At 62.8% G+C, this 13,589-nt stretch carries 7 protein-coding genes and 2 tRNA genes; 7 read left to right on the top strand and 2 right to left on the bottom strand.

What is annotated here, in order from left to right:
* Positions 1-59: 59 nt before the first annotated feature.
* From HMPREF3092_RS11325 to HMPREF3092_RS04930, 6 genes are all read left to right on the top strand, one after another.
* Positions 60-146, top strand: a tRNA-Ser gene (locus HMPREF3092_RS11325).
* 490 nt (positions 147-636) lie between these two features.
* Positions 637-1,179, top strand: coding sequence for a hypothetical protein (locus HMPREF3092_RS04950; RefSeq protein WP_061941073.1), 543 nt, complete (start codon positions 637-639; stop codon positions 1,177-1,179).
* Between the two features lie 97 nt (positions 1,180-1,276).
* The gene (locus HMPREF3092_RS04945; RefSeq protein ID WP_070424036.1) at positions 1,277-2,140 is read left to right on the top strand and encodes an MBL fold metallo-hydrolase; all 864 of its coding nucleotides are present in this window, start codon (positions 1,277-1,279) and stop codon (positions 2,138-2,140) included.
* A 40-nt stretch (positions 2,141-2,180) separates the two neighbouring features.
* Positions 2,181-3,317 (top strand): C45 family autoproteolytic acyltransferase/hydrolase, encoded by a 1,137-nt coding sequence (locus tag HMPREF3092_RS04940; RefSeq protein WP_061941077.1) that lies wholly within the window; start codon positions 2,181-2,183, stop codon positions 3,315-3,317.
* 268 nt (positions 3,318-3,585) lie between these two features.
* Positions 3,586-6,453: an MMPL family transporter gene (locus tag HMPREF3092_RS04935; RefSeq protein ID WP_070424035.1), complete on the top strand. Its 2,868-nt coding sequence runs from the start codon at positions 3,586-3,588 to the stop codon at positions 6,451-6,453.
* Positions 6,446-8,917, top strand: a complete 2,472-nt coding sequence (locus HMPREF3092_RS04930) for a YhgE/Pip domain-containing protein (RefSeq protein ID WP_070424034.1) — start codon at positions 6,446-6,448, stop codon at positions 8,915-8,917. Before HMPREF3092_RS04935 ends, HMPREF3092_RS04930 begins: the two co-directional genes overlap by 8 nt.
* 69 nt (positions 8,918-8,986) lie before the next feature.
* On the opposite strand, the gene HMPREF3092_RS04925 is transcribed toward HMPREF3092_RS04930, so the two are convergent.
* Both HMPREF3092_RS04925 and HMPREF3092_RS04920 read right to left on the bottom strand, forming a co-directional pair.
* Positions 8,987-11,038, bottom strand: coding sequence for an FAD/NAD(P)-binding protein (locus tag HMPREF3092_RS04925; protein WP_070424033.1), 2,052 nt, complete (start codon positions 11,036-11,038; stop codon positions 8,987-8,989).
* Entirely contained in the window at positions 11,031-13,202 is a 2,172-nt protein-coding gene (locus HMPREF3092_RS04920; protein WP_070424032.1) for an LCP family protein, read from the bottom strand. Before HMPREF3092_RS04920 ends, HMPREF3092_RS04925 begins: the two co-directional genes overlap by 8 nt.
* A 238-nt stretch (positions 13,203-13,440) precedes the next feature.
* Here HMPREF3092_RS04920 and HMPREF3092_RS04915 point away from each other — a divergent pair.
* Positions 13,441-13,532, top strand: a tRNA-Ser gene (locus HMPREF3092_RS04915).
* Positions 13,533-13,589: the final 57 nt, after the last annotated feature.

Here is a 13,589-nt window from a genome sequence, read left to right as displayed (position 1 = left end):
CGGCACCTCGCGAGCGTTTCACCTTCGTGTGGCACAATGGTGTGGCGCTGTGCGCATCAGGTGAGTTGACAGAGCGGCCGAATGTGACGGTCTTGAAAACCGTTGAGTCCTCACGGGCTCCGTGGGTTCAAATCCCACACTCACCGCTGGACACCCCGGCAGTTCCTAGAACTGTCGGGGTTTTCTGTTTGGGGTGGGCGGTGCCGGGTGTGGCGCACGGAAACACCCGTTAGCCGGATTCTGCGGCTTAGCCGCAAGGAAACTCCCGGTAGCCGGGATCTGCGCTTTAACCACCACTGCTAAGGGGAGTTTTTGTTGCTGAAGCGTGGCTGGGTGGCCGACCGAGGCGCCGCGATGGGCTCGAGTCGGGCTGTTTTTAGGACCTCTATAGGACAGGGACGACAAGCACGAGGTGCCTGCCCGGTTTTTCCTGTTTCGGACGGTCGGGAAACGGCCAAGGAACAGTGAGATTCCTTTGACTCGCAGTCTGTTGAACGACGGCGGCTGCTGTGGAAACGTGAATGACAGCCCCGAAGATTCGCTTCTTCGACTTCCCCGGCACCGGCCTGCAGACCGCTGCAGACGACGCGAGCAGGGGCTGAAAAATGAAGCAATCCACAACAGGAGCGAAAGTCCGTGAAGACGCTTACCCGTATTTCTACGACCACCGCAATCGCCGCCGGAATCGCCACCGTTGGAGTCCTGGCTTCAGGCCCTGCCATGGCAACTGAAGGCACCAAGCCGGCAGTCTCCGCCCAGGCGCAGGAAGCTGCACAGCAGCAGCTGAGCCCCGCACAGATTGAAAACGTCAAGACGATCATCCAGGTCGGCAAGGACAACAACATTCCCCGCCAGGGAATCAAGATCGCACTCATGACCGCTCAGCAGGAATCGACCCTGCTCAACCTCGACTACGGTGACCGTGACTCGCTCGGCCTGTTCCAGCAGCGCCCATCGGCGGGATGGGGAAGCCCTGAGCAGATCCAGGACCCCGTCTTCGCCGCTAAGTCGTTCTACGGAGTGAACCCGGAAGTGTCGCCCAACGGCCTGCTTCAGATTCAGGGCTGGGAGAACATGGCACCCGGTGACGCCGCACAGGCAGTTCAGGTTTCCGCGTTCCCCGACGCCTACGCGAAATGGGACGGCATGGCAGAAGACCTCCTCAACCAGTACTACTGATAAACCCAGCACAGTCGACTGATTCGGGCCGGTGGGAACATGCGCCGCAAGTGCGCTGGCCCACCGGTCCGATCTCGTTCTTGGCACAATGAAAGCCATGAGCGAGCCAGCTGAAATCATCGAAGGCACGTGGGCGATTCCGGTGCCCACCCCCTTCGGCGGGCACACCAATGCCTATCTGCTGGCAGAAGACACCGGCTTCAGCCTCATCGACACAGGGTGGGGGAGTCGCGAAGGCCTCGACGCTCTCATGGCGGGCATCGAGCAGGCCGGCTTCACCCCCGAAGACCTCAACGGTGCGGCTGTCACGCACCACCACTACGGCCACGCGGGCCTTCTGCAGGCGCTCAACCAGCCGAACATCTGGTGCGGCATCCACGGTCACGAACTCAAAACGCTCAAAGACATCCGCGACGGCAAAGCCCCCACCGCCGGCTTCGAAGTCGCCGTACCCCGTGTTCCCGCCGGCACGGTGCTCCTGGCTGATGGCGCTCGCCTCCCGCTGTCCGGCCGCACCGTGCGGGCCGTGTGGACTCCAGGCCACACCTTCGGACACACGGTGTTCGTCGAAGACCACCCCGCCGGCACCCTCCTGTACTCCGGTGACCACGTGCCGCCGGAAGAAATCTCGCCCGCAGGCCGCCTGGGCTTGGACGTCAGCTATCTGTCCCGCGCTGTCAATGCCTACACCGAATCCCTCACAAAACTGGAAAATCTGCCGGCCGACACCCTCGTTCTGCCGGGCGAAGGTCAACCATTCCGTGGTCTGCACCAGCGGATCCAGCAGATCAATCGGGCTCGCGCCGAACGCACGGCAGCGGTCGCACTTGAAGCAGAAGGCGCTCAACAAAACCAACCGCCCGAATCCTTCGCCCGCTTCGCCGCACTCATGGACACGGCGGCCCACATGTATGCGGAGGGAATCCCGGTGAGCGAACTGCCGAGCTGGCACAACCGATAGGCTTCGCATACAGCAGATTCTCCAGCAGCGAGGAGTCCACATGCCGGTTCCGCACGAAGTCCGCTCCGAATCGATCGTGGTCAGCGGCACAACACCGCAGATGCGCGGAATGGCCCGCGCCACGCAGACCGCGCAGCGGATTCGCTCAGCGCACAGAAGCTACGCACACCTGTTCGAATCCCTCGGCATTGAGGACCGCGCGGTCAAGGCCGCAGCAAAAGACTCCCTCAGCGCGCTGCGCGACTGGGATCCCGAACAGCACCAGGAAATCACCGGCGTTGCCATGGGCGCGGGCCTCACTCCCGCTGATCTCATGGTCATCATCGCCCGCACGGAGATCCTGTCGCTTGCCGACCGTTCGGTCCTCCCCACCCAGCAGGAGGGACCGCGGGAGGTGGGCTCCACCTCGCCGGCTTCGGAATGCTCGACGATCACCTTCGCCGCTGATCCCTCCGATCTCGGTGCCCCGTGCGTCGGTGTGCAGACGTGGGATTGGTACCCGGAATTCGCGGATCTGTGGCATCTGCACTCCGTGTCCGCACTGCCCGGCGGCTACGGCTACGCGGGCGTTGCCGAATATGGCATGACCGGCAAAATCGGCATTAACTCGGCTGGTCTGGGATGTTTCCTCAACATCCTGTTCTCCGCTGACGATGCGCCCGGTGGCGTTCCGGTTCACTCTGTTCTCGCGCGGATCCTGGGGGTAGCCGGGAATGTCGACGAGGCGGTGAGCATGATTGAGCAGGCCCCGCTGTCGTCGAGCTCAGTCATCACGCTGGTCGATCCTGAGCGAACGGCCATGGTCGAAATCAGCGCGGGCAAGACGCGTGCGCTCGACGGACAGGGCTACGCGGTTCACACCAACCACTTCCTGGACGGCGCCTTTGCGCAGACGGGTCTTCTCAGCCCGCCGAATTCCAACACCTTTGAGCGGCTGGACTTTCTGCAGAACGCCGTGGCTTCGGCCGGGGTGCCGCAGTGTGCGGAAGACCTTGTGCCGATGCTGTGCTCCGATCCGGCGGTCGGCGGTGTTGCCAAACTGCCCAAGTCCGACGGTGTTCTCGATTCGGCCACACTGGCCAGCATTCGCATTGACCCCGCACAGCGGCGGATCGCAGTCAGCCCAGGCATTCCGCAGTACGTGAAAATGCGCACAGTTGTCATGCGGGCCTCCTGACTCGGCCACACTTCACAGCAGCTGTTGGCTGGAATTCTTTTCGGCGGTGCGGTGTTGTCTTAAGATCTTTTTAGCGGGTTCTCGGGCGTCAGCCGACTTCACTGAGCCGTTTCGGCAGTGCTCATTTGATGGGTGCAGACGAGGCTCTCAGGCCCACACGCCATACTTGACTTAACGTTTTCTGGGCGTCGGTGGAACGCTCAGTTGCTAACATCGCTGAATACGTTTATTACCGGCCAGTAACTTTACGATTGTTCGGAGCTCCTGAATGTCGTCATTCCTATATGAACTCGGTGCGGCGGCCTACCGTCGGCGGAAGACAACCGTTGCCGTGTGGTTCGCAATACTCGCCCTGCTGGGCGGGTTCGTCGCGCTGTTCGCAGACGACTTCTCCGACGAATTTGAGCTTCCCGGCGCGCAGTCCCAGGAAGCTCTTGACAATTTGGAGCTCACATTCCCTCAGGTGAGCGGTGGCCGTGGCCAGCTGACGATCGTCGCTCCCGATGGTGCTGACCTCAATGACGAGGAATACAAGAAGCCCATCGAGGAAGCGGCTGACAAGCTCGAAGACTTCGATCACGTCGACGGTGCGACGAGCCCCTACGACGACATCATCGAAGGCTCAATCAGCGATGAGGGCAATGCCGCTCTGCTCAACGTTCAGTACGACGACGCAGAGGCCAATCTGCCAGACTCGGTCAAAACCGACCTTGAAAAGGCCGCTCAAGACCTGCAGTCCGAACTGCCCGAAGGAACCGAAGTCGTGGCCGGCGGTGAAATCTTCAAGGTCACCGGCATTTCGATTTCCTGGGTTGAGGGCATCGGCGTTGCCATTGCCTTCGTCGTGCTGTTTGTGACCTTCGGATCTTTCATTGCAGCCGGTATCCCGCTGGTCACCGCAATTGTCGGGGTGGCCATCGGCCTGCTGTTGGTGGTGCTCACAACTGCATTCGCCACGGTGAACTCCACCGCTCCCATGCTTGCTCTCATGCTGGGCCTGGCGGTTGGCATTGACTACGCGCTGTTCATCATTTCGCGTGCCCGCCAGATCAGCCGCGATGAAGGCCTCGACGCTCACGAGTCCACGGCGCGGGCAACCGCAACTGCCGGTTCTGCCGTCGTGTTCGCCGGTATGACGGTCATCATTGCGCTTGTCGGCCTGTCGATTGCCGGCATCCCCTTCCTGTCGGTCATGGGCTTCGGTGCCGCCGCAACCGTCGCGGTTGCAGTGTTTGTGGCCTTGACTCTCGTCCCGGCCATCATGGGCTTCTTTGGCGAAAAGATGATGCCGAAGAAGAAAAAGAAGGCCGCTTCTGAAGACGCGCATGCCGACGCCCAGGAACAGCAGGCCAAGCGCGCCAAGCCGAAGAAGGAGCGCCCCGCAACGCGGATCTTCCGCACGTGGGAGCACATTGTCACGAAAGTGCCCGCCCTTACCGTCATCATCGTGGTCGTGGGCTTGGGCCTGTTCGCAATCCCCGCATCCAAGCTGCAGCTGGCGCTGCCGAACAACGGCGGCGAACCCGAAGGCACCCCGCAGCGGATCGCCTACGACCTCACCGAGGAGCACTTCGGACCCGGCGCGAACGGCCCGCTGATCGTCACCGCGGACATCATCACCAGCGATGACCCGCTGCAGGACGTCGACGACATGAAGGAAGACCTCGAAAAGGTCGACGGCGTCAAGCAGATCGCCATGGCTACCCCGAATGAAAACGCCGACACCGCGATGATTCAGGTCATCCCGGAATACGGTCCGGACGACCCGCGCACAGAAGAAGTCGTCGAAGAGATCCGCGACATGCACGACTACTTCAAAGACACGTACGGCTTTGAAACCGCGGTGACTGGTTCGACTGCAGTCGCCATCGACGTGTCGAGCCAGCTGGGCAAGGCCCTGCTGCCGTTCGGCAGCTTCGTTGTGGGCTTGTCGATCGTCCTGCTCATGATGGTGTTCCGCTCCGTGGCGGTGCCGATCAAGGCTGCCCTGGGCTTCCTTCTGTCGGTCATCACAGCCTTCGGCGTGGTGTCGCTCGTCTTCGTGCAGGGCTACGGTGCTGAAACGATCGGCATCGAGCAGGTCGGCCCGGTCATTTCGTTCCTGCCTATCATCCTCATGGGCATCTTGTTCGGTTTGGCCATGGACTACGAGGTGTTCCTCGTGTCCGGTATGCGCGAAGCCTATGCCCACGGGGCTTCTGCACGCCACGCGATCGAGAAGGGATTCCTGTCCTCAGCCGGGGTCGTCACGGCCGCGGCCCTCATCATGTTCGCCGTGTTCGCAGCCTTCGTGCCCGCCGGCGAACCGATCATCAAATCGATCGCTTTGGGCCTGGCGGTGGGCATCACCGTCGACGCCTTCCTCATCCGCATGACCCTCGGCCCGGCCGTCATGGCCATGCTGGGTGAAAAATCGTGGTGGCTGCCGAAGAAGCTCGATGCGATTCTGCCCCACTTCGACGTTGAGGGCGAAGGACTCGCCCACCTCGTTGAGCAGCGCGACTGGCCGCAGAAGAATTCTCCGTACCTGCTCTACGGGGAGAACATCGGCATCAACGGTCCACGCGATACGGGCCGCTCAGCTCGCGGTGATGTCGGCGATGCGGAAGGCAAGCTAGTCTCCGGAGTCGACGTTGCGCTGAAACCGGGCGAGGTGTTTGCCGTCACCGGGCCGGGATCATCGGCACTTGTCACAGCTCTGTCGGGCCGCATGGCGATCTCCGAGGGTGAACTCAAGATCCTCGACTGGGTCATGCCAGAACAGGGCGTGCACGCTCGGCGGGCGCTTCCGCTGATTGTCATGAGCCCGCGCGACGATTCGACAGCACCGTCGCACCGCTCGCTCTACCGCATGATCCAGAACCCGCCCAAGCTGGTCGTCGTCGACCACGCGGACCAGCCGCAGGACGCGCAGAGCGCGGCTTTGCTCAAGCGGCTCATCGACTCGGCACTCCAGCGCGGCTCTGCGGTTGTCCTCGGCCTTGTCACTGCGGACTCCGACTGGATGCTGCCGAAGAACTCCGAATACACACTTCTTGACCTCCATCGCAGCTCCGACCATTCGCCTTTGGCGGAAGCACATGCTGATGCGCACCAAGAGTCTGTCCACCTGACAGGGGAAACACACCATGTTTAAGTTTGAACGGGCCGCTGCCGGTCAGCGCGTGACGTGGTCGACCATCATCGGTCTGCTTCTCATCCCACTGCTCGTAGCCGGCGGCTATGTGGTGACTGCCCACGGGGCAGAAGAGAAAGTCCACAGCATCCCCGGTGCCATCGTCAACAACGACGACGGCACCGAGATCGACGGCAAAACCGTGCCGTTGGGCCGTCAGCTGGCGGCAGCGCTCATCTCGCCGGATGACGAAGACCAGGACAACCTCGACTGGCAGCTGTCTGACGATGAGGACGCAGCCGAGGGGCTGCGCAACGGCAAGTACGCCACGGTTGTGACGATCCCGAAGAACTTCTCCGAGCGCGTCATGTCGATCTCCGAAGACGACGGCAAGAACGCCGAACACGCCACAATCGACATTCAGCAGTCCAAAGTGAAGCCCGTACCGGACGTCATCATCGCCAAGGCGATCACGCAGGCAGCCACTCAGAGCTTTAACAAGGACTTCGCCAAGAAGTACCTTGACAACATCTACCTGGGCTTCAACGAAATCTCCGGGCAGATGAAGGAAGCCGCCGAGGGCGCCGGGAAACTCGACGACGGCGCCGGCGAACTGGTAGACGGAACCACGCAGCTCGACAGCGGTGTGCAGGAGCTCAACAAGGGTGCACGCACCCTGTCGACCAAGGGCAAAGAGCTGCGCAGCGGAGCTGATCAGCTGGCCAGCGGTGCAAGCGAACTTTCCTCCGGCCTCAACACCATGAAGGACCAGACGAAGTCACTTCCCTCGCAGACGAAAAAACTGTACGAGGGCGCTGACCAGCTGCACGGCGGCATCGTCGAGTACACCGGTGAGATCGACAAGGTCGTTACTGCACTCGACGACTTCGACGCTGACAAACTCAAAAAGGCAGTTGACGCTGCCGACAAGCTCGACACCTCCATGAACACCATCGCCACCGGTGTGGAAGACATGCAGAAGGATGTCGACAAACAGCTCGCTGCAGCCAAGAAACTTATGAACTCCGACGGCACCTCGAAGGCTACGAGCCTCGATGACCTCCAGGCTGCTGGCCTGATGTCGGCCCAGGAAGTCGCACGCGCTCGCGCAGTGCTGTGCCCCGAACCGGGTTCTAAGATCAGCCAGCAGGGCGCCCAGCAGTTCCAGAAGGACCTGCAGAAGGCAATGGCCGATGCGGGAATCGACCCAGAAATCCAGAAGGCCCTCGCCGATCCCGAACTTCAGAAGGCACTCGGCAGCGCCGTGTCGAAGACAGCCTGCAGCACAGCCGAACGCGCCTTCGCAGCGGGAATCTCCACCGCCTCGGTGGGGGTCCTCCAGAAGATCAGCGATGGTCTGCACACAAAGGGCGATTCCGGCCTTACCCTGCCGCAGGGCCTGCGGAAGCTGGCAGACGGCACGAGCGAACTGAACTCCGGCATCCACGACAACCTCGGTGACATCGAGAAGAACGTCAACGGCCTCAAGGACGGCAAGAAGAAGGTCGTCCAGGCCGGCAAGCAGCTGCGTGACGGATCCGGTCAGCTGGCCGACGGCACCAAGAAGCTGCACGATGGCACCGGCAAGCTGACCGCTGGAATCGGCCAGGCGGCTGACGGTTCGAACGAACTGGCCGCCGGCGCTTCGAAGTACCGCGCAGGCGTCGGCAAGTACACCGACGGGGTTGATCAGCTGGCCGCCGGCACCAAGAAGCTGTCGGACAACACCCCGCAGCTGGTCGACGGCACGAAGAAGCTCAAGGACGGCACGGGCGAGTTCTACGACAAGCTCGAGGAGGGCAAGGACGAAGTCCCGACCTACGACGAGTCGCACCGTTCACAGCTGTCGGACGTCGTGGCAGCATCTGTGCCAGGTGAATCGGCGAAGTTGAGTTCCCTGGCCCAGAACAGCGTCATCGGCGTGCTGTTCGCGCTGCTGCTGTGGATCGGCTCGCTGCTGACCTACACGGTGCTGCGCGCAGTACCGGCCTCAGCCGTGACTTCGGGCCACCCCTCGTGGAAGGTGGGGCTGAAAGCGCTGGCACCGGGTCTGGCGATTACGGTCATCCACGCCTTCGTCATGACGGTCCTGTTCCAGTTCATCTGGGGCCTGGGCTTCGGAACGTTCGCAGGAATGTTCCTCCTGGCTCTGTTGGCGGGAATTACGTTCACAGTGATCAACTTCGCCCTCGTGGCGCTGACGGGCGGCTTCGGCCGGATTGTGTCCGCGGCGATGATGGTCGGCGTTCTGTCGGTCAACCTCATCAGCACGGCACCAACAGGGCTCGTGTCTCTCATGAGTATGCTGCCGCTGGCCCCAGCGGTGAACGGCTTCACCGCTTTGGCTTCCGGCACGCCGGGTGCCGGTGCGGCTGTCGGCCAGCTGATTGTGTGGCTCGTTGTGGGCGCAGCTGCGGCCTTGGCGGCAATCGCCAGCAAGCGCACCGTCACGGTGCCGCGCAGGCCCGCGTACCGGTACGTGTGATCAGCTGAAGACAAAGGACGAGGCGGAAGCTCAGGTGAGCTTCCGCCTCGTCCTTTTGCTGTCGGCAGGTCAGGTGAGGTCGTCGATGATGGCCTGGGCGATCGTGTTGGCATCGATGAGGCTCTGGGCCTTTGCATTGGGGTTGGCGGCGATCGCCAGGCCCAGCTGTACGGCTGACAGCTGGATGGAGAACGCGAAGCGGCGCGGATGAACTGTGCCGTCTGCGGTGACGGTGCGGTACGCGGGACCGTCAACGTCCAGCCCCGTCAGGGGCATGTCGACACCCGCCGCGGTTGTGATGACGGCCGGCCGCACTTGGCCGCGGTCCAGCATTGAGTTCATGAGCTCGTCATCGGCAAAGCGGACGTTGTTGCCGGGTGTCGAAGCATCCACCAGGGCGGTTGCTCGGATCGCCCTGTCCGCGATGGGACTGGTGGCAACGAAATGGCCGCGCCCGGGACCACTGACGGTTTTGATTTGCACGTCAGGGCCGATGAAATCAACAAGACCAGCCTCAGTCAGCGCAATGAGCTCAGCAAAGCGCTGCGGGGGCGGGCCGTCGCAGATGCCGGACACAAAGCCCTCAAACCAGCCGCGAACCTCCGATGTGAAGCTCACCGGATCCAGCAGATCGTCGATGACGACAGTCTTCAACAGGCTGCGAGCAGCCCACAGGGCGGCGAAAACAGCCTTGCCGGGAGACCCCTCAGGGCCGGCCTGTGCCGCAGCGAGGTCACGGCGCAGGAACTGCAGCATCCATTCGCGCAGATCAGTATCAGGGTCAGCGAATTCAACATCGTCCATGGGGCGCAGCAGCCGGTGCAGATCAAGCGCAAAGCCGGGATCAGCAAGCACCCTTCGTTCGACCGACACCCAATTGGGGGAGGCCTGCGTCAAATGCCCCGCGGGAGAGCCTCCAGAGGGCCGCTCACGGCCTTCAGGTGCGTGCTGACTGCGGTGCGGGCCAACGGCGGCTGCGGTCGACGGTTCTGCTGCGGCAGCGGCTGTCGCAGCAGATGCCGCTTTTCCGCCCTTTTCAGTGCGGCCTGCGCGAACCCCGATGTGTTCGGTGACGGCGTGGGTCAGTGCATCGTGCATGTGAAGCGGATCGGCGCTGAAAGCCTCGGGGTGCACGCGGTAGAGCGTGCGATACCAGGCCGAGCGGATATCAGCCAGGACCAGCGGCCACAGGTGGTCGTTGAAGCTCAGCTTCTGGCCTTCAGCCGCCTGGGCGTCTGCAAGAGTGCGAATGTTCTCCGGAGTGAAATAGCGCAGCTCCCACGCTGACAGCGGGTGCGCTTCCGTGATCGGCTTGCACCGGTAGGGGACACCGCGGCGCGAAGAAGGCACGAGGATTGGCTCAAGTCCGCTGGGGTGGTACTTCAGAGAGCCGTCTGAGTTCTGCGTGAACTTACCGCCGCGGCCGGTGGTGAGCAGATCCTGCAGGTCGAAGTAGTTCAGCCCGAAGCCGCGGAAGACCACCGGTTCTCCAGGCTTGAGGTGGTTGACAGGCGTTTCAGCAGGCAGGCACGGCGGCAGGTATTCGACACCGGGCTCGCGGCTGAGCTCAGCATAGGAACGGCGCTCATCCGTCAGACGCGCCTCAATATGGCCCAAGCACAGCACGGTGTAGTCGACAGCCAGGCGGCTGCCATCGGATAAACGCAGAACCTGCTGACCGTCCGTGCCGTCCGGTTCGGTGATGTCGGTGACCCGCGCCTGATGCGGGATGACGGCCGCGGTCTGTGTCTCTTCCGCCCGCGCGACGATCCGCTGGTAGGAATCGCGCAGATACCGGCCGTACTCAACACGGCTGGGGAAATACGAGCCCGGGCTGCGCGGATCCGATGACCATTCGGCCATCGACGGCCCCTGGTCCGGATTCGGCACACCGCACGACTCATCTGCGAACACCGTCTGTTCGGCAGCCGTTGTGTTCATCAGCAGCGACGGACTCTGATCCGTCCGCCACACCCGACCCGCGCCCGGCGGGAACGGATCGATCACATGAATGCGCAGCCGGGGCGGCACCTCGTCCGTCCCAGCAGACGACAGCGCAACCAGGCGCTCCAGAACAGTCAGGCCCCGCGGGCCCATGCCGATGATCGCAATATCAGCCATCGGCACCGGTCCCAGCGTTCGCACCTCCGCGCAGCTTGTCGTTGTGCGGGTAGCCCGGCCAGGGGTCGCCCGGCTTGTAGCCGTGCGGGTAGCACTTGCCGCCATCGGTTTCCATGCCGATGCCGGGCTCTGTGGTCTCGGTTTCCTGCTGCGGTTCCTCTGATGGCGAGGTGGAGTCTTCGGGCGTGCTGTCTGTGTTCTCTGAGCCGCCCGTGCTGCCGTCGGTCGGGGCCTTGCCGGCCTTCTTCTTGCCGTCTTCCGAGGAGGTCTGCTTCTTCACCCATTCGCGTAGGTCGTCATAGTCAGGGTGGAGGGTGTTGACGACATCGTTGGTGATCTGGGCGGACTTCACTTCGGTATCGCGCATGACCATGGCGAGGTCGGCGAATGCGCTGAGGTCCGACAGCGGGATGTCGGTGCGGATGTTGTCAGATGCACTCGCAGCCAGCTGGGGGTACTTCAGCGCCATTTCCTGCGGGCTGAGCTGTTCAAGAGCGGCCTTGAGGAAACGCTGCTGACGGCACATGCGGTCGTAGTTGTCTGCCCCGTCACGGCTGCGGGTGTACCAGAGTGCTTTCTTGCCTTCGAGGCGCTGCGGGCCCGGGTCGATCCAGTCGAAGATCTGGTTCTTCGCACCGGTGTGCTGGTTGGTGCCACCGCCCATCGGGATGGGGCGTTCAACGTCGAGTTCGACACCGCCCATGGTGGTGATGAGGTCGGTGAAGCCCTGCATGTTGACGGCAGTCCAGTAGTCGGTATTGAGCCCCAGGGAGGCTTCAACCGCCTGGATGGTGGCGAACATGCCCGGTTCGAGACCGTGGGTGTCGCCGACGGCTTCGGGCGAGTTCTCAGCCCAGTCCCACACCGCGTTGATGAGGTCCTCCGTGGGATTACCGGTGGGACGGAAGCCGTTGGGGAACGTTTCAGCGAGCTTCGAGCCTTCCGGGAATTCGGGGAAGGCCAGGTTGCGCGGGACCGAAATCAGGGTTGTCTGTCCGCTGCGCGTGTCGATGCTGGCCACGAGCATGGTATCGGGGCGCACGCCTTGGCGGTTGTCGGCGCTGTCCTGGCCGATGAGGAACACGTTGATGCGCTCCTTGTCAGCCCACAGGTCTTCGCGTTTGAGCACCTTGGCGCCTTCTTTGCCGAACACCTTTGACAGAGTGGTGGCGGTGACATTGGCGTATGCGGCGCCGACACTCAGCGGAATGCCGACGATCACAATGAGGCTGACCACAAGCACCCAGCTGAGCACCTTCTGCGGCTTGGGCAGGCGGAAGCCGCGTTTGGACACCGCGAAGGACCGCAGAATCACAAGGACCCAGATGACGAGTCCTATGAGGAGCACAATCGATGCGAACCGCAGGGTCTTCGGGCTGGACACCACGCGGCTGGCAAAAGCCGTCGGACCGTAGATGAGTGCCGTGATGACGATGGCCGCGATGCCCAGGAAGAAGCCGCACAGCAGAATCCATCCGGCAATCGACTTGCGGTTGCGGCGGACGATCGCCAGACCCGGCAGCATCGTTCCCAGCGTCGTCCACATGACAATCGACGGAAAGCCGTCACCGCCGCGCTGACCGTGACGCGGCTGAGCGTTGTCGTTTTCGTCAAAGTCTCGGTGCGCGGTGTGCGGTGGGGCAGCGGTCGAGGTGGCGGGGGTTCCCGAGGCGGCTGCGGCGGGGGTGGTGCCGGCTGTCGGAGCGGCGGGTGCTGGAGTGGCGGCTGCTGGCACTCCAGCTGCGGCGGGAGCGGTTGCCGCGGTGGCCGCTGCTGATCGGGTGGGCGATGCTTCCTGAGATTCCGCGGGCGAGGCGGTGGGCGCGTCAGCCGGTGCGGTTTCTTCTGCTTGTGCTGCGCGCTGCTGCTCTTCGCGTTCACGCTGTTCGCGCAGCTCGCGGCGTGACGGGAAGGGTTCGCTCAGATCGCGCGCGCTGTGATGTTCAGAAGCCGGGGTGGGGCGGACAGTCTCCGGCGACGCCGGTTCTGCGCTATGTGTTCCAGTGGGCTTGTCACCGCGGAAATTAGGGCGAGAGGAGGCACGAAGGACCCTGCGAGGAGGAAGATTTTCCCAGCGTCCGTGCTGGGTGGTGCCTGCACCGTCCGGCTTGTCTGCGCTGCCAGCGGAGCCAGAGTCGCCTGTGGTGTCGTGGGAATCGGTCACCGTGTCGTCTCCTCTATTCATCAGCCGTGCCGCTGACAAGAGCGGCGCGGTGAGCATATGTTCCTCGGCTGAACAGCAAGTGTACCGAGCCGACCGCCAACACAGGTCACATGTGACGTTCAGGTGAGCTCCACCTCGGCGGCGGAACCGGCAGAGCACACCTAGCGGCGTAAGCTGCGGCGAGGGAACGGGGGTGCTTTTGCTCCCGCGGCGCTTGGACTGTAACCTGTATCTGCCTGGAGTTGTGGCTGAGCGGTCGAAAGCGTCACCCTGCTAAGGTGAAGTCCTCGCGTTTGGGGACCGAGGGTTCAAATCCCTCCAACTCCGCCAAACGGTGATGACCCCTGAGAACCTTGAGTTTTCGGGGGTCTTTCCCATTGTGGGCGG

It is taken from the genome of Brevibacterium sp. HMSC24B04 (assembly GCF_001806835.1).
GTDB lineage: Bacteria > Actinomycetota > Actinomycetes > Actinomycetales > Brevibacteriaceae > Brevibacterium > Brevibacterium ravenspurgense.
Note: the sequence above shows the minus strand (reverse complement) of the source record. Positions and strands in the feature narration are given on the sequence as shown.